Consider the following 16,140-nt stretch of genomic DNA (forward strand, 5'->3'; position numbering starts at 1 on the left):
AACACCGAACCGCGATCAAGATCGATCCGTTATACTTGTCGCCATGCCCACGGAATGGTCTGACGACATCGTGATTGCGGAACTCGCCGATGAGCCTGCTCTCTCTGATGAGTTGACGGGGATTGTGCAGCGTCTGGAGTCCACCGACGCCCGCAAGCCCAGCGTCGTCCTGAACTTCGCCGGTGTGTCGTATGTCAACAGTTCCAACCTTGCCCAACTTCTCAAGATCAAGAGCCGCCTGAAGGAAGCCGGGCGGACGCTGCGGCTGTGCTCGGTCTCGGACGATGTCTGGTCCGTGCTCATGGTGACCGGTCTGGACAAGGTCTTCCAGTTCCATCCAGACCCGATGACCGCGCTCGCGGCGATCCAGATCGACATCGCCAACGACGACGAGACACCCAAGGCCGACGGCCCGCGCGGAGGCCGGCGTTGAGCGTCGACGCGCGCGCCGAGCCGGTCATCGTCCTGCGGGATGTCCGACGGACGTATTACCGCCCCGATGGAAGCGTGATGGTCGAGGCCCTTCGGGGCGTGAACGCCACGATCCGCCAGGGGGAGTACGTCGCGATCATGGGCGCGTCTGGTTCGGGCAAGTCCACGCTCATGAACATCCTGGGATGTCTCGATCGGCCCAGCGAGGGCGAGTACATCCTGGGCGGACGCGACACGCGCCAGATGGAGGACGAGGAACTCTCACGCTTCCGCGGGCGGATGGTCGGGTTCATCTTCCAGTCGTTCAACCTGATCCCGCAGTTGACGGTCGAGGAGAACGTGGCCGCCCCGCTCTTTTATCAGCGCGTCCCCAAGCAGGAGCGTGCCGACCGGGCGCGACGGGTCCTCGAGCGCGTGGGCCTGGCCGACCGGATGGATCACCGCCCGCGTCAACTCTCGGGCGGGCAGCAGCAGCGCGTCGCGATCGCGCGGGCGCTGGTCGTCGAGCCGACGATTCTCATGGCCGACGAACCCACGGGGAACCTTGATTCGACCACCGGCGGTCAGATCCTCAATCTCTTCGACGAGTTGCACGAGGCCGGCATGACCGTGCTCATGGTGACCCACGACCCGAAGATGATCGAGCGATGCGAGCGTGTGATCCGGTTGCGTGACGGACTGGTTGAATCCGACGAGCGTGTGGGCGCGATGGCGAGTTGAACCTCAAACGCCACGTGCTCAAGGCGCGCTCATGGTGACGCCGCTGTTCAGTGCGGTGATCGAGCGAAGTTCACGAGGAACACCACGGTGCCACCAAAGACCTCCTACAACTGATCCGCGTAGGTCGCCAGCGACTCCGCGAAGCCGCTGAACTGCACAGCGAGGTGCTGGCGTGCCTTTGTTGTCTCGGCCAGCGAGTCCTGGGCCGCCATGATCGGCATTCCCTCATCGAACGGCAGCAGCCCGCCAAGCCCCACGTGCTTCGCCACCATCGCCCCGATCGACGCGACCTTTGCGGGCACGCCCACCGGCTGCAGGCTCTCCTTCCCGTGCGTCGCGTCGCGGAGGGTCTTCAAGAGACTCGGCCATGGCACCGTCTCGCTCCCCGCGAGGTTGTAGATCTCCCCCACCGCTTCCTCACGCTTGAGCGCGCTCACGAACGAGCGCGCCACATCGCCCACATACACCGGCTGCACCCGCGGGATCGGACGCTCCACCGAGCCCAGCGGGACGGTGTCGTCGGCCTTTTCACCCACGAAGTACGGAATGAACAAGTATGGCGGCTCGTTCCCCGAGGCCAGACCCGTGATCATCGCGATGAACTCGCTCCCCTTTCCATGGATCAGGCTGGGCCTGAATATCGTCCACTTGAGCGCCGAGTCCGCGACGATCCGTTCGGCACGCCACTTGGTCTTCTGGTATGCCGTTGTACTCAGTTCGCTGACACCCAGCGCCGACATGTGCAGGTATCGCTTCACGCCGAGCCGCTCGCAGGCCTTCACCACCACCGCGCGCGTCGATTCCACGTGGCACTTCTCGAACGTCTGCCCGCCCGGCGCCTCGCGGATGATCCCGATGAGGTGGACGCACGCCTGTGCCCCCTTGAGGAGGTCCTCTAGGCACATCTCGTCGAGAATGTCCCCCGTGATCACGGTCAGTTTGTCCGAGGCCCCGAGCAGCCGCCGGGCTTCCTTTGCGTCGCGAGCCAGCACGCGGACGGTGTAGCCTTCGTGCAAGAGTTGGGCGACGACGCTTCGCCCGACAAACCCCGCCCCGCCCGTCACCGCCACCGTGGTGCTGCTCATGCGATCGTCCTTCCAGTATCATCCGTAAACCAGGATTCGTGTCGTCTGCTACCCCCCGATCGTTGGTTCAGATACCACCCGGAGCAACTCGACCCCAACTCATGGCAGAGGGAGGGAAACGGCCTGCCGGCCTCTCCGTTCTCCTACAACCAGTGTGGCACAGTCGACCCGCCTGCGTCCTCTTGAAGAACAGATCGAAGTCAACGCACTCACGCCCTCCACATCGTCACGTTCCACATGCTCGCCACCCGCAATCTCACCTTCGCCTACCCCAATGACCCCGCCCGGCCCATTTTTCGCGCTCTTGACCTTGAACTTCCTGGCTCCTCCCTCACAGCCATCATCGGGCCCAACGGCGCCGGCAAGTCCACGCTGCTCCGCCTCCTCGCCGGCGTCATGTCCGACGCCAGGCACGCCACGGGGGACATCACCCTCGCGGGTCGAATCCTCGGCGACATCTCCTTGCACGAGCGTGCCACGCGTCTCGCCTACATGGCCCAGCGAGGCAGCGCCTCCCTCGTCGCCTTCGATTTCACAGTCCGTGCGGTTTGCGCGCTCGGCCTCCACGGCCGCACATTCGACCCTGGCGCCGTCCATCGCGTCCTTGAGCGTCTCGATCTCGTTGGCGAGGCTGGTCGTGTTGTCCACGAACTGAGCGCCGGGCAGCAACAGCGTGTCTCGTTCGCCCGCGCCCTCGTCCAACTCGAGCACCAGGCGCCAGAATCCCGTGTCCTTCTCGCCGACGAGCCCATCAGCGCCATGGACCCGAGGCACGCCCTCGCCACCATGCGTGAACTCAAGTCCATCGCCCGCGCCGGCGGCACGGTCGGCGTCGTCCTCCACGATGTCACCACCGTCCTACGGCACGCCGACCGTGTCATCGCCCTCAGCGACCACGGCGACATCCTCGCCCAAGGCTCCACCCACGATGTCCTCGAGGAAGGCTCGCCGGGCCAGATCCTCGAGCGCCTCTACCACATTCCCTTCGTTCACTTCGGCGAGTCCCGCTCACGCGGCGCGTGGGTCCCGGCCGACGTACAGTGATCCGAGGTTCGCCGACGTGAAGCAACTCCTCCAATATCTCTCCTCCCTCAACCCCAAGGTGATCATCTGGATCATCATCATCGGGTTTTCTATCGGCGGCACCATCCTCAAGAAAGTTGCCGAGCACAAGGCCCGCCGCAAACTCATCATCGAGCGCGAACGCCGCGAACTCGAACGCCTTCGCACCGGGGGCCGAGACGACGCCGACACCACACTCTCGGGGCGGCCCGCGCCCACCATCGCCACGATATCCACCGGTGGCACTCCATCCCAACCGGCCTCTCGCTCCCTTGAGGACATCGCCGCCCGCCGCCAGGCCCGGCTGGAGGAACTCCGCCGACGTCGAGCCGCCGAACTTGCCGGGACGAGCGCTCGTGTTCCACCATCGAACCCGACTTCGGGTCCGACCTCGACGACGCCGATACGGACGCCTCCAGTTGGCACGCCGTCGATCCCGCCGCCGGTGCCGACCCAGACACAAGTCCAGCGCCCCGTGCCGACCCGTGCTCCGCGTCCGGCGCGGATGCCCAGTCGCATCCCCGGCAGCTCCGGTCCCACCGTGCCGCCCTCGCGCACGCCGCCGCCCACCTATGCCCAGCCTACGCCCGTGCAGCGACGCCAGCCGCAGCGCCCGGCGCGCCCCTCGGCCCCGCTCCCCCAGCCCATGTCCGACGAGGCGTACGCGCTGACCTCCGATCTCGGCGATCACTTCACCCGCGCCTCACAGACCCAGGTTGATCCTGCCGCCAAGGCCCCGCATGAGGAACCCGGCGAGCACAATGTCCGCCGCCGGACTGGTCGCCCTGGTCTGTCCTCGGCACGGCGAACCAAACCCACCTTCGGCGTCTCCGCCCGCGACCTCCGCAAGGCCATCATCCTCCGGGAAGTTCTTGGGCCACCGATCGCCGAGCAGGATGAGTAGCCGCGCTCTCGCCACATCGGCCTCGCGATCACGCATCCATATACTCGCCCGATGCACTCTCTGAAGTCTTGCTCGCCTCTGTCCAGCCTAGGCGTCGTTGCGGCCGCCCTTGGTCTGGTTCTCGCGCTCTCGGGCTGCGGCGCGGACTTCTCGGCGACGCCCGGGGCGAAGTCGTTGCGCGAGGTGCTCCGTGGCCCGTCGCCCGCCGATGCCGCTGATATGGCGCTCGATCCCTATGACCCGCAGCGGCGATTCCGCGGGACGCTTCTGCTCGCCAACGCGAAGTTCGCCGGCGAGCCGCTGTACATGCAACTCTTTGCCGACGGCCTGCGCGACCCTGACCCCGGCGTGCGCCTCGCGTCGGCCCGCGCGATCGCGAACCACGGCGTGCCCTCGCAGGCTATGAGCCTCGTGCCGCTGCTCATGGACGACAACCAGGATGTTCGCCTCGAGGCCGCCAAGGGCCTGCAGCGATTGCACGAGCCGAAGGTGGTGGACGCGCTGCTGGAGCGGCTGGACCCCAAGAAGGAGCCGCAGCCCGAGGTGCGTGCGGAGATCGCCGAGGCGCTCGGGCAGTACGCCGAGGGTCGCGTGGTGCAGGCGCTGATCGCCGCGCTCGATGACAATCGGCTCAGCGTGAATCGGCGTGCCGAGGCGTCGCTCCGCACGCTCACGGGGAACGACCTCGGGCTCGACCGCGGGGCGTGGGTCCGCTGGTCGCAGACCGCGGGCGAATCGCGCACGCTCTTTGCCGCCCGAGCGGCGTATGTCCACCCGGCCTACTTCCGGTCGCCCTCGTGGTGGGAATATCTCCCGCTCGTCCAAGGGCCCAAAAACGAGTCGGCGGGATTGCCCAAGGGATTTCCCGAACGATTCGGCGGCTGAGCAGTTCGAACAATCGCTCACTTCTGCAGCGTGAACTCGTCGGTGAGGAAGATCGGCTCGCTCTCTTCGATCTGCTCGCGCGTGCCCAGCGCGAAGGCGACGCGGACGCGCACCGCGCCCGGCGGAATCGAACGACCGCCGCGCGTCGTTCCCTCGATCGTCTCGAGCACCCATGCGGGCGCGTCGAGTTGCACGCGATACGTCCGCGTCGCGGGGTCGAAGAGGGCGGCGTTCGATTCGGGGTCGAGCAGTTCCGAGACGTCCCAGCGGAGTTCCTGCTGCTCGAGCGAGGGGTCCAGCCCGCTGGCCGAGCGACCGAGCGTGACCTGCAATCGCCCCAGGGCCTTGGCCGCGTCGCCATAGGCGTCCTTGAGTTCCAGATGCAGCACGACGACGGGCCTCGACGGCTTGTTTGGCTGGGGCTGGGTGGTCTCGACGTGCGAGAGCGGGAAGATCCGGATCGAGGTTGGCACGAAAGGTGCCGTCGCGTTCATCGCGACCTCGGGCGGGATGACACTGGGGCCGCCGGCACATCCGGCGAGGAGCCCGCATGCCACGAGCAGAATGCCGACCGATCCAGGAACTTCCGTGCGTACACGACGACCTTGTCGCGCCCACGTATCGCTCGTTCGTCCCCCCTCGTGTTGCCCACTGGTCCATCGCGTCATGCGTGGGAGAGTGTAGTGGTGTATCTGAATCGCGGTCCGGCCCTTCGTCCGTGGGGCGTTCGTGCCGGGCACGATACGGGACGAGAATCGGAGTCGCTTTGGACTGGAGCGTGGTATTCCTCTGTGTCCTCTGTCGCCATTGGTCGCGACGCCCCGCGGGTGTGTTCAACATCAGGAGTCTGTGGCGTTCCTGGCGGTGTGGCGGCGCGCTGGCGTTAGGGGATGTTCGAGGGCCGGACGGACCGGGAGCGGTTGGCGGGCCAATCACATGCCACGCGGCGATCCCGTCGAGCGTGTAGAGATATCTCTACGTGCCGAACTGTGAGTGTTGGGTGCTCGTTGAGTGACGATCAGCAGCCGGCCTGGAAGTGATCGAGCATGTAGAGCAGATCGTCGATGGTGACGGCACCGTCGGGTGCGCCGGCCGTGGTGCCATCGTCGAGATCGACGGCGAGATCGCCGATGGCGAAGCGGTCGAGGAAGAAGAGGAGATCGTCGATGGTGACTGATCCATCGGGAGCACCCGTGGCGCTGCCGTTGTCGAGATCCGCAGGACAGTTCGGGTTTTCGGGTGCGAAGGTGACTTCGATGAAGGAACTTTGGGTGTAGAAACCCTGGACGCCGAAGGTCTCGGCGCCGAAATAGGTGGGTGAGATTGTGCCATTGAGAGCGTTCGTGGTGGTCGAATAGTGGAACTCGCCCTCGCCGGACCATTGGGCATCGTTTCCGCCGAATGTGAAATAGTGGAACTCGCCATTGGGAGCCTGGATAGGAAGCCCGATGTCGGTCCAGAAATCGGCGGCATCATGACCAGGGTTGACGTTGACGTGGATCTCGATGCGGGCGCTGACGACTTCTCTGCCGACGATTGGTGTTCCGTCGAAGAGGACGGCGGTGTAGGCGAGGCCGATCGGAGCGAGGTTGAATCGATGGGTGTCCTGGGCGATGGTTGTGGACGCGAGGGCAAGCCAGGCAATTGTGGAAGCAGTCGTATGCATAAGCGTCTCCTGCATGAAGTGACACCACGAGTGAGGTAATCAGCATACCTCGTGCGGAGAGCGAGTGTGTAACGACGGCTTGACTTGTGACAATTCGGTTGAGAGCACCACTTTGGTGGCGACCAAGGTGCTCGATTTGAGGGCATCAGCAGCCGGCCTGGAAGTGGTCGATCATGTAGAGCAGGTCGTCGATGGTGACGGCGGTGTCGGGGGTCCCGGTGGAGGTGCCGTCGTCGAGGTCGGCGGCGAGATCGCCCGCGGCGAAGCGGTCGAGGAAGAAGAGGAGATCGTCGATGGTGATCGCGCCGTCAGGGGTGCCTGTGCCGCTGCCATTGTCGAGATCGGCGGGGCAGAGGGGGACCTCGCTCGCGAGGGTGATCTCGATGAAGGACTCGTTGGTGAACTGGCCCTGGATGCCATAGGTCTCGGCGCCGTAGCGCGTGGGGACGATGGTGCCGTTGAGGGCGGTGGTGGTTTCGAAGTAGGTGAAGGGGCCTTCGCCGGACCAGTTCTCGTCGATGCCATCGAAGACGAAGACGCGGAGTTGTCCCGGGGCTTCTTCGATGGGGAGGGCGATGTCGGTGTGGAAGTCGGCGGCGTTTGATCCTGGGGCCACGGAGAGGTGGATCTCGATCCGGGCGCTTTGGACCTGGCGCCCGACGAGAGGAGAGGCGCTCGAGAGGAATGCGGAGTAGGACATGCCGACGTTGGCGAGGGAGAAGCGGTGGGTCTCGCCGGCGAGGGCAGAGGACGCGAGGGCGAGGACCACGAGTGCGGCGATGGGGCGAGTGAACATGACGACCTCCGTTGGTGGAGTGGATGCGATTCAGTGTACCACGGGGTGTGGATCGCGCCTGCGCCTTGGTGGTGATGTGGTGAGGTTGTTACACGTGGCTTATGAGCGGTTGTTTATTGGCTAAAAAAGAAAATGGCACAGACGGGACGCCTGTGCCACGAGGGGATGGATGTATTTGGAGGAAAAGAAGGCGCGCGCGGAGCGTGGGGGTCTGCGGAGAGATCGAATCAGATGGCGATCGTCGCGATGTTGTCGGCGATGTCGATCTGGGCCTCGGTCTGGGCCTTGACCTCGTCGGCGGTGATGCCTGGGGCGAGTTCGGTGAGGGTGAAGCGTTGGGTGGCGTGGTTCATCTCGAGGACGGCGAGGTCGGTGATGATCATGTCGATGCAGCGCTTGCCGGTGAGGGGGAGGGAGCACTGTTTGAGGATCTTGGGTTTGCCCTTGACGGTGTGTTCCATGGCGACGATGGTGCGCTTGACGCCGGCGACGAGGTCCATGGCTCCGCCCATACCTTTGACCATTTTGCCGGGGACCATCCAGTTGGCGATGTCGCCATGCTCAGAGACCTGCATGGCTCCGAGGATGCAGAGGTCGATGTGCCCGCCTCGGATCATGGCGAAGGAGTCGGCGGAGGAGAAGAAGGCGGCGCCGGTGCGCGCGGTGACGGTTTGCTTTCCGGCGTTGATGAGGTCGGCATCGACGTCTTTGTCATTTGGGAAGGGTCCGATGCCCAGGAGGCCGTTCTCGGATTGGAGCCAGACGTCGATGCCTTTGGGGACGAAGTTGGCGACGAGGGTGGGGACGCCGATGCCGAGGTTGACGATGTAGCCGTCCTTGAGTTCGCGTGCGGCTCGTTGGGCGATCTGTTCGCGAGTGAGTGGCATGGGGGAGGATAGGTTCGGGGGGTCGCGTGGTTGGCGTGTGTCTGGTGGGCGGATATCGGCTGGATAGAGGGTGGTTGGATGGTCGATGTACGGTGGAGGCGCGTGGTGTGGCCGCGCGCGTGTAGAGTTTGGTTGGAGATTTGGATCCACGATGCCGCGCGATATTCCAGTTGGAAATGGGAGTTTGCTGATCACGTTCGACCGGTTCTACCGGGTTCGGGATATCTATTTCCCGAATGTGGGTCGGTACAACCACACGGACGGGCACATCCAGCGATTCGGGGTGTGGGCGGACGGGGCGTTCGCGTGGATCGAGGAGCCGGGCTGGACGCGGGAACTGAAGTACAAGGCGGACACACTGGTGACGGAAGTCCGCCTGGTGCACGAGGGTCTAGGGCTTGAGGTGGTGTGCCACGACGCGGTGGACTTCCACGAGCCGGCCTATTTTCGCAAGTGCGTGGTTCGTGACCTTCGCGGTCGAGATCGCGATGTGAAGGTGTTCGCGCACTGGGACTTGTCGGTGCGCGGGACGCCCGTGGGGGACACGGCGAACTATGACCCGGCGACTGCGTCGGTCGTGGTGTACAAGGATGATTCGTACTTCCTTTTCAACGCGTGCGACGAGAACAAGTGCGGGATCGACAACTGGGCGATCGGCACGAAGCGTGTGGGCGGGCACGAGGGGACGTGGCGCGACGCGGAGGACGGGCGGCTGGGGCGAAACGCGATCAGCCAGGGCTCGGTGGACGCGACGATCGGGTTTGATCTGCAGGTGCCGCCGAATGGTCGGTCGAGCCTGACGATGTGGATGGCGTGCGGGCACTCGTACAGCGAGGTGAAGGCGCTCAATAAGCGGATCCTGGAGAAGGGCGCGGATCGACTCATCGCGCGGACGGAGCACTACTGGCGGCTGTGGGTGCGCAAGGAGAACATCGAGACGGGGGTGCTGTCGGCGGCGGCCTCGGAGCAATTCCACCGGAGCATGCTCGTGCTGCGGACGCAGGTGGACAACGGCGGGGCGATCATCGCGGCGAACGACAGCGACATCACGCAGTTCGGTGGGGATCACTACTCGTACTGCTGGCCTCGCGATGGAGCGCTCGTGGCGTACGCGTTGATTCTCGCCGGGCAGAGCGAGTTGTCGCGGAGTTTCTTCCGGTACTGCGCGAAGGCGATCAAGGACGAGCCGTATTTCCTGCACAAGTACACGCCGACGGGCGAACTGGCGAGCAGTTGGCACCCGTGGATGATCGAGGGACAGCGGATTCTGCCGATCCAGCAGGACGAGACGTCGCTGGTGTTGTGGGCGCTTCGTCGGCACTTCGAGGTGTATCGGGACGTGGAGTTCATCAAGCCGTTGTACACGTCGCTGGTGGTGAGGCCGGGCGAGTGGATGCTGAAGTATCGGGACGCGAACGGCCTGCCCAAGGCGTCGTGGGACCTGTGGGAAGAGCGGCGGGGGATCCACCTCTTCACGGTGGCGACGACGATCGGCGCGCTGGACGCGGCGGCGGAGTTCGCGAGCGACTTCGGCGAGCACGATCGGGCGTCGCACTTCCGCGAAGGGGCGCGCGACATGCGCGAGGCGATGCTGCGGCATTTGTGGAACCCCGAGCAGGGACGCTTCGCGCGGATGGCCGTGGCGATGAGTGATGGGCGGTATCGCCTGGACATGACGGCGGACTCGGCGAACTTCTCGATCTTCGCGTTCGGGGCGCTCGCGCCCGATGACGAGCGCGTGCGGCAGGAGATGAAGTCGCTGCGTGAGCGGCTGTGGGTGAAGACGGACGTGGGCGGGTGCGCGCGATATGAGCGCGACTATTACCACCAGGTTGAACGAGAGAAGGTGGATCGCGTGCCGGGGAATCCGTGGGTGATCTGCACGCTGTGGCAGGCGCAGCACGTGATCGCGCTGGCAAAGACCGAGACGGACCTGTCGCCGGCGGCGGAGTTGCTCGAGTGGTCGGCAAAGCGCGCGGAAGCGTCGGGAGTGATGGCGGAGCAGTTCCACCCGTACACGGGGGCACCGATGAGCGTGAGCCCGCTCACGTGGAGCCATGCGACGTTCGTCATCGTGGTGATGGAATATCTCGCGAAACTCAGGGAGATCCGGGCACGCGGGGAAGAGTCTCGCGGTGGCGGTGGCGGGGCGCTGCGATTGCCGGATGCGGCGGCTTCGCCGAAGTAAGGAAGGCGAACGCCGAGGACGCGGAGGGGGACGGAGGAATACAGAGGATGGAATGGGTTGGCGCGCGAGAAGTGTTCTCTGCACGGTGATGAGCCGCGCGCGACGATCGTGTGTTGAGGTGGTTTGTAGAATTTGTAAAAGAGAAAGCACCACGCGGAGCGTGGTGGTACTCGGGAGGGCGGCACACCGGACCGGATGTCCCTCCTGGTTCTCTGCCCCAACTTCTTTTCTGTGTTGCGCTGTTTCTTCTCCGCGTCCTCTGCGTTCAGGACTTCGAGGTGCGGAGCGTGCCGCTGTCGAGTTCGACGACGCGTTGAGCTCGTGCGGCGGTGGTGGCGTCGTGGGTGACGACGACGAGGGTGAGGTTGAGATCTCTTCGCAGGTTCTCGAGCATGTCGAGGATGGTGCCGCCGGTGTTCCGGTCGAGGTTTCCGGTCGGCTCGTCGGCGAGGAGGACCTGGGGTTTGTTGACGAGGGCGCGGGCGATGGCGACGCGTTGGCGTTCGCCGCCGGAGAGTTCGCGAGGGCGATGGTGGAGGCGGTGGGCGAGGCCGACCTGTTCGAGGAGGTGTGCGGCGTGGGCCTTGGCCTCGGCGCGTCGTGCGAGATACCCAGCGAATCCCTGGCGGATCATGGCGGCGATCAAGACGTTGCCCATGACGGTGAGTTCGGGGAGCAGGTGGTAGAACTGGAAGACGAAGCCGACCTCGGCGCGGCGGTAGTGGTCGAGGCGAGCGTGGCTCATAAGGCTGAGGGGCGTGCCCGAGTACTCGATGGAGGCACGGGAGTCCTTGTCGGGGCGGTCGAGGCCGCCGAGGAGATGGAGGAGAGTGCTCTTGCCCGAGCCTGAGGCACCGAGAATGGCGACGAACTCGCCGGTCTCCACGGCGATGTCCACACCCTTGAGCACGGGGACGCTCACCTTGCCGAGGCGATACGTCTTGTGGAGGTTGTGGGCGGCGAGGAGGGGCATGATGGCGTGTGTCTTCGTTGCGGGATCACTCGAAGCGGAGGGCCTTGACGGGGTCCATGAGGGCGGCACGAACGGCGGGGATCAGCGCGCCGCCCGCGGAGGCGAGAACGGCAAGCGCGAAGACCCAGAGTGCATCGACCGAGCGGACGGTGTTGGGGATGGTGTCGAAGACGTAGACCGCGGGGTTCCAGATGACGATGCCGAGTTGGCGTCCGAGCCACTCGTGGATGGGGTTGATGTTGGTCACGATGGCGTAGGCGATGGCGAGGCCCGCGCCGCCACCGACGAGTCCGATGGCGCAGCCGTAGCAGACCCAGATGCCGGCGATGCCGGAGCGGCTGGCGCCGATGGCGCGGATGGTGCCGATATCCTTGGTGCGTTCGGCGACCATGGACCAGAAGATGGCGAGGATGAGCATGACCGCGACGAAGGAGATGATGCCGAAGAGAACGAGGAGGAGGACCTGCTCCTTCTGGACGGCGTCGATCATGGTCTGATTCTGCTCACGCCAGGTCATGGCCTGGATCTGGGAGAGGCCGGGGACTTCGCCCCTGTGGCGCTCGGCGAAGCTGGCGTAGACGGCGAGGCAGGCGTCCTTGAGCGCGCGAGCCTGGGCGTCGGTCTTCACATCACCCTGGCCACGGATGAGGATGTGGGTGGCGCGGGCGGGGATGGTGCCGGCGGGTGTCGCGTCGAGAACAAAGGTCTCTTTGCCGGTCTTGGGGTCGAGCACGACCTTGTAGGGCGTGTCGGTGGTGTTGATCTTCGGCGCCTCGTTGAGTTTGAGGGCGCGCTGGAGGGCGTCGAGGCGGACGAAGACGACGCTGGTGTCGGCGTCGGCAACGCCCGAGGCGAACTCGTTGGCGACGGGGAGTCGCATCGTCGAGAGTTCAACGCTGTTGCCCTTGGCGTCGAGGGGGACGACGTTGATGGTGACCGAGCCGTCGCGGGGCATGAAGGTGTCGGCGAAGTCGATCGTGCCGTTAGACTGGGCACGGGTGACGGCGAGGGGTTCCCAGATTCCGGCGTCGGTACGATTGTTGAGGCCGCTGACGGCGATGCCGAGGACCGCGGCCGGTTCCTGCTCGTGGGTCTTGGGATTGATTCGCTCGAGGGTGAGGCCCTGCTCGAGGAGGGTTTGTGCTGGGACGCGAAGGATGGGGTCACGAAGGCGGAGATCCTCGCGTTTCTTGTCGTGGCGTGTGGGCGTGGAGATGGGGCGCCACCACAAGATGTCTTTGTACGACGAGACGCGTGAGAAGGACTCGCCCTCGATGCCTTTGACCTGGACGGCCCGCTTGAGGTCGTTGGGGAGGATGATGAGGCCGAAGGTTTCGATGGTGGGCGCGGCGGCGGCGACGGCGGGGTCTTTCTCGAGTTCATGGACGAGTTCGTCGTAGTACGGGATTCCGGCGTTGGGCCAATAGAGGGCGAGGTCGCTCTGGATGGTGCGCCCCGAGGAGATGAGCATGTCGAGGAAGCCGCCCATCACGGACCAGACGATGAGGACCATGGCGGCGCAGAGGGCGACCGCGCATGCCGCCAGGAGGGGCATGATCTTGCTGGTGAGATACTTGGCGGTCAGGAGGAGTTGGTACACCAGCGAAAGGTATGCTAGCAGAATGCGAATATCTAAACAGTTATTGGGCCATGATTTAGTGAAAATTTAAAGGCCGATTGTCATTCCGAAGCATTCTACTTGAACAAGTGACCAAATTGTGCGTATACTCACTACTTGATTTTAGTTTTGACTAAAGCGAGAAGTGGAATCCGCAGATGAACATGATGGTGATTGTGTTCACTCTGGCCAATACGGACAGGTCAAGTTTGCGCGCGCCGCGGACGGGAGCCTGATGGTAAAGAGTCAGTGGAATGCAATGCCCTTGAAGTGGCGAAACGCCTTCATGTCGCGATTTGTGTCGATAGCAGCGGATAAGAACCTACAGATTTCTAGTCGCGAGCATTTCAAGAAGATCGAAGGCGATCTCTATGAGTTCAAGCACAATGGACAGAAATCACGTATTTTCACATTTAGGCATGGGAATTGTTGGTTTTTAGTGGATGTCTTTGTGGAGAAAAAGGAGGACGCTCTCCCAGAAGGTGTAGTGAGACGTGCAGTCCGTCGCATGGAGGAGGCTCGGAATGTACTGTCGCAACGGAAGGGTGCCAAGCGATGAACGAGTTCGAGAAACTGATCGCGGATCGGGAGAATCGTATCGATCTGTGTGTCGAGATCACCACGACGCGCATCGCCGAGTTACTCGCGAAGCAGTTGTCAGATCGTCGTATGACTCGCGCTGAGTTTGCGAGACTGCTCGACGTTACCCCTGGCAGGGTGACTCAAATGCTTGATGGCGATTCGAATTTGCAGATCCGGACGATTGCCAAAGCGCTTGCGGTGCTTGATCTGGTCATCGAAGCGCATGCGGTTACGATTTCTTCGCTGTCGTGTCCCGACAAGTGGGAGGATGCGACTCCCAACATGATCGGAATTCAGTTGGGCGTTGTGCCACGCCAAGAGTCTGGCGCTTCGCAAACTTCGGAACCCAATAAAATGAGCTACTCGCTCGCTGCCTAATAAGCCATGTCGAATCAAGTCACCAAGATTTCAGTTTCTCCCGAACAAATGAATCGGGCAGCGGCTGTTGGCCCCAAGGCCGCGTTGCAGTCTGTGCACCTCGTAAATGTGAACGCGATGCTGGACACCCGTGATGGTGTCGTTGCGAAGCATGTGCGGCACACTCGATCGCACTCATTTGAGCGTATCGGCGAGAGTGCAATCAGTGTGACGATTCGTTTTGGAGTAGACATCGCGTCGAGCGAAGAGGAAAAAGCGGAGCCGCCTACGTCGATCGAGTGTAAGTATGTTCTTAACTACCTGATTGACGATTTGCAGAACTTTGACGACGATCATCTTCTCGCATTCTCACAAATCAACGGCTACTTCAATGCGTGGCCATTCTGGAGAGAGTTGACGACTAGCATGCTCGCACGCAGCAAGTCAGGATTCTTCCTCTTGCCGACACTTCGTGTTGATCAATCCCTGACAGACAAGTAGAACAAAAATCACCGCTTGGTGGTGAAGAGTTTGGCGGTGCCGGTGCCCTCCATGGCGTCGGCGATGCGCTTGAGGGCGTGGGCGTAGGCGGCGGTGCGCATGTCCACGCTCTTGGCCTTGTGGAGGTGGTAGATGGCGTTGAACTCGCGACGCATGCGCTCGGCGAGACGCTGGTGGACGTCTTCGAGGGTCCAGTAGAAGCCCGACTTGTTCTGGGTCCACTCGAAGTAGGAGACGGTCACGCCGCCGGAGTTAGCGAGGATGTCGGGGATGACCATGGTCTTCTTGGAGTTGAGGATGGCGTCGGCCTCGGGGGTGATGGGCCCGTTGGCGAGTTCGAGGATGACCTTGGCCTTGACGCCGCTCGCGTTGGCGCTGGTGATGACGTTCTCGATGGCGGCGGGGACGAGGAGGTCCACGTCCATGGCGAGGAGTTCGGCGTTGTCGGAGTAGCGGCCTTGGGGCGTCAGTGGCTCGACCTTGCCGGTCTCGTGCTTGTGCTTGATGTGGTGGGCGATGTCGAGGCCGGTGGTGTTGATGACGGCGCCACGGTGGTCGCTGATGGCGATGATCTTGTAGCCGTCGGCGTGGGCGAGTCGGGCGAAGTGCTCGCCGGCATTCCCGAAGCCCTGGACGGCGACGGTGCGGGTCTGCTTCTTGGGGTCCCAGCCGAGTTCGCGCTCGAGTTCCTTAAGAATGTAGTAGCCGCCTCTCGCGGTGGCGTCGTCGCGGCCGAGGGAGCCCCCCATGGCGACGGGCTTGCCGGTGATGACGCCGGGCTCGACGCGGTTCATGACGCGGTTGTACTCGTCGCTCATCCAGGCCATGATGGTGGCGTTGGTGTTGACGTCGGGGGCGGGAACGTCGAGATCCTGGCCGACGTGATGGGCGATGGCCTTCATGTAGCCGCGGCTGAGTCGCTCGAGTTCGCCGTAGGAGAGTGTGTAGGGATCGACGATGACGCCGCCCTTGCCGCCGCCGAAGGGCAGGCCGGCGACGGCACACTTGAAGGTCATCCAGAAGGCGAGGGCCTTGACCTCGGACTGGGAGACGTCCTGGTGGAAGCGGATGCCGCCCTTGGCGGGGCCTCGGGTGTCGTCGAATCGGCAGCGGTAGCCGGTGAAGACGCGGAGCGAGCCGTCATCCATGCGGACGGGGATGCTGACCTCGAGGAACTGCTTGGGGAATCGGAGGCGGGCAACGGTCTCGGGGTGGACGCTGCCATTCATGACGGCGGCGGCGGCGTCGAGGCGTTTGAGGGCATCACCGAAGACATCGTTCTTGGCCATGGTGGAACGCTTTCCTTAGTATCTGGAGAGTTGAATCGGCGAGGACTGAGTATCGGCAATATGGTGAGCGGAGATTGTTGGCGCCTCGTCGGATCGGGTGTTTGAAGTGGTTTGATGGGAGCCGATGATTCAGTCCGATAATGTTTGGACTTCGACGTCAACCGTGGGTCGAAACGTCTTGAATGTTCGTCCCGA

At 63.6% G+C, this 16,140-nt stretch carries 16 protein-coding genes; 8 read left to right on the forward strand and 8 right to left on the reverse strand.

What is annotated here, in order from left to right; translation table 11 throughout:
• Positions 1-43 precede the first annotated feature (43 nt).
• Together IPK69_05870 and IPK69_05875 are read left to right on the forward strand one after the other, a co-directional pair.
• Positions 44-433: an STAS domain-containing protein gene (locus IPK69_05870; GenBank protein QQS10145.1), complete on the forward strand. Its 390-nt coding sequence runs from the start codon at positions 44-46 to the stop codon at positions 431-433.
• A 77-nt stretch (positions 434-510) separates the two neighbouring features.
• A complete protein-coding gene (locus tag IPK69_05875) occupies positions 511-1,152 on the forward strand; it encodes an ABC transporter ATP-binding protein (GenBank protein QQS10432.1) in 642 nt (213 codons plus the stop codon).
• Positions 1,153-1,256: 104 nt separating this feature from the next.
• Here IPK69_05875 and IPK69_05880 read toward each other — a convergent pair whose 3' ends face one another.
• On the reverse strand, positions 1,257-2,237 hold the full coding sequence (locus tag IPK69_05880; protein ID QQS10146.1) for an NAD(P)H-binding protein: 981 nt from the start codon (positions 2,235-2,237) through the stop codon (positions 1,257-1,259).
• 237 nt (positions 2,238-2,474) lie between these two features.
• Here IPK69_05880 and IPK69_05885 point away from each other — a divergent pair, with 237 nt between their 5' ends.
• From IPK69_05885 to IPK69_05895, 3 genes are read left to right on the forward strand one after another with little or no spacing between them, the layout of a single operon-like run.
• Positions 2,475-3,281, forward strand: a complete 807-nt coding sequence (locus IPK69_05885; GenBank protein QQS10147.1) for an ABC transporter ATP-binding protein — start codon at positions 2,475-2,477, stop codon at positions 3,279-3,281.
• Between the two features lie 16 nt (positions 3,282-3,297).
• A complete protein-coding gene (locus tag IPK69_05890; GenBank protein QQS10148.1) occupies positions 3,298-4,203 on the forward strand; it encodes a hypothetical protein in 906 nt (301 codons plus the stop codon).
• A gap of 51 nt (positions 4,204-4,254) precedes the next feature.
• Positions 4,255-5,088: a HEAT repeat domain-containing protein gene (locus tag IPK69_05895; GenBank protein ID QQS10149.1), complete on the forward strand. Its 834-nt coding sequence runs from the start codon at positions 4,255-4,257 to the stop codon at positions 5,086-5,088.
• 17 nt (positions 5,089-5,105) lie between these two features.
• Here the strand turns inward: IPK69_05895 and IPK69_05900 are convergent, their stop codons facing one another.
• From IPK69_05900 to IPK69_05915, 4 genes are all read right to left on the reverse strand, one after another.
• Positions 5,106-5,582, reverse strand: a complete 477-nt coding sequence (locus IPK69_05900; GenBank protein QQS10150.1) for a hypothetical protein — start codon at positions 5,580-5,582, stop codon at positions 5,106-5,108.
• 524 nt (positions 5,583-6,106) lie between these two features.
• Complete coding sequence (locus tag IPK69_05905; protein ID QQS10151.1) at positions 6,107-6,754, reverse strand: hypothetical protein; 648 nt, start codon at positions 6,752-6,754, stop codon at positions 6,107-6,109.
• 145 nt (positions 6,755-6,899) lie between these two features.
• Positions 6,900-7,550, reverse strand: a complete 651-nt coding sequence (locus IPK69_05910; protein QQS10152.1) for a hypothetical protein — start codon at positions 7,548-7,550, stop codon at positions 6,900-6,902.
• Positions 7,551-7,777: 227 nt separating this feature from the next.
• Entirely contained in the window at positions 7,778-8,437 is a 660-nt protein-coding gene (locus IPK69_05915; protein QQS10153.1) for a CoA transferase subunit B, read from the reverse strand.
• Positions 8,438-8,621: 184 nt separating this feature from the next.
• Between IPK69_05915 and IPK69_05920 the strand changes: the two genes are divergently transcribed.
• Positions 8,622-10,625, forward strand: coding sequence for a glycoside hydrolase family 15 protein (locus IPK69_05920; protein ID QQS10154.1), 2,004 nt, complete (start codon positions 8,622-8,624; stop codon positions 10,623-10,625).
• Between the two features lie 265 nt (positions 10,626-10,890).
• On the opposite strand, the gene IPK69_05925 is transcribed toward IPK69_05920, so the two are convergent.
• Complete coding sequence (locus IPK69_05925; protein QQS10155.1) at positions 10,891-11,598, reverse strand: ABC transporter ATP-binding protein; 708 nt, start codon at positions 11,596-11,598, stop codon at positions 10,891-10,893.
• Positions 11,599-11,623: 25 nt separating this feature from the next.
• On the reverse strand, positions 11,624-13,198 hold the full coding sequence (locus IPK69_05930) for an ABC transporter permease (protein QQS10156.1): 1,575 nt from the start codon (positions 13,196-13,198) through the stop codon (positions 11,624-11,626).
• A gap of 573 nt (positions 13,199-13,771) precedes the next feature.
• Here IPK69_05930 and IPK69_05935 point away from each other — a divergent pair.
• Both IPK69_05935 and IPK69_05940 read left to right on the forward strand, forming a co-directional pair.
• Positions 13,772-14,176 (forward strand): helix-turn-helix transcriptional regulator, encoded by a 405-nt coding sequence (locus IPK69_05935; protein ID QQS10157.1) that lies wholly within the window; start codon positions 13,772-13,774, stop codon positions 14,174-14,176.
• Between the two features lie 6 nt (positions 14,177-14,182).
• Positions 14,183-14,656, forward strand: a complete 474-nt coding sequence (locus IPK69_05940) for a hypothetical protein (protein QQS10158.1) — start codon at positions 14,183-14,185, stop codon at positions 14,654-14,656.
• An 8-nt stretch (positions 14,657-14,664) separates the two neighbouring features.
• On the opposite strand, the gene IPK69_05945 is transcribed toward IPK69_05940, so the two are convergent.
• Positions 14,665-15,945 (reverse strand): Glu/Leu/Phe/Val dehydrogenase, encoded by a 1,281-nt coding sequence (locus tag IPK69_05945; protein ID QQS10159.1) that lies wholly within the window; start codon positions 15,943-15,945, stop codon positions 14,665-14,667.
• Positions 15,946-16,140: the final 195 nt, after the last annotated feature.

It is taken from the genome of Phycisphaerales bacterium (genome assembly GCA_016699835.1).
In the GTDB taxonomy this organism is placed as follows: Bacteria; Planctomycetota; Phycisphaerae; order Phycisphaerales; family UBA1924.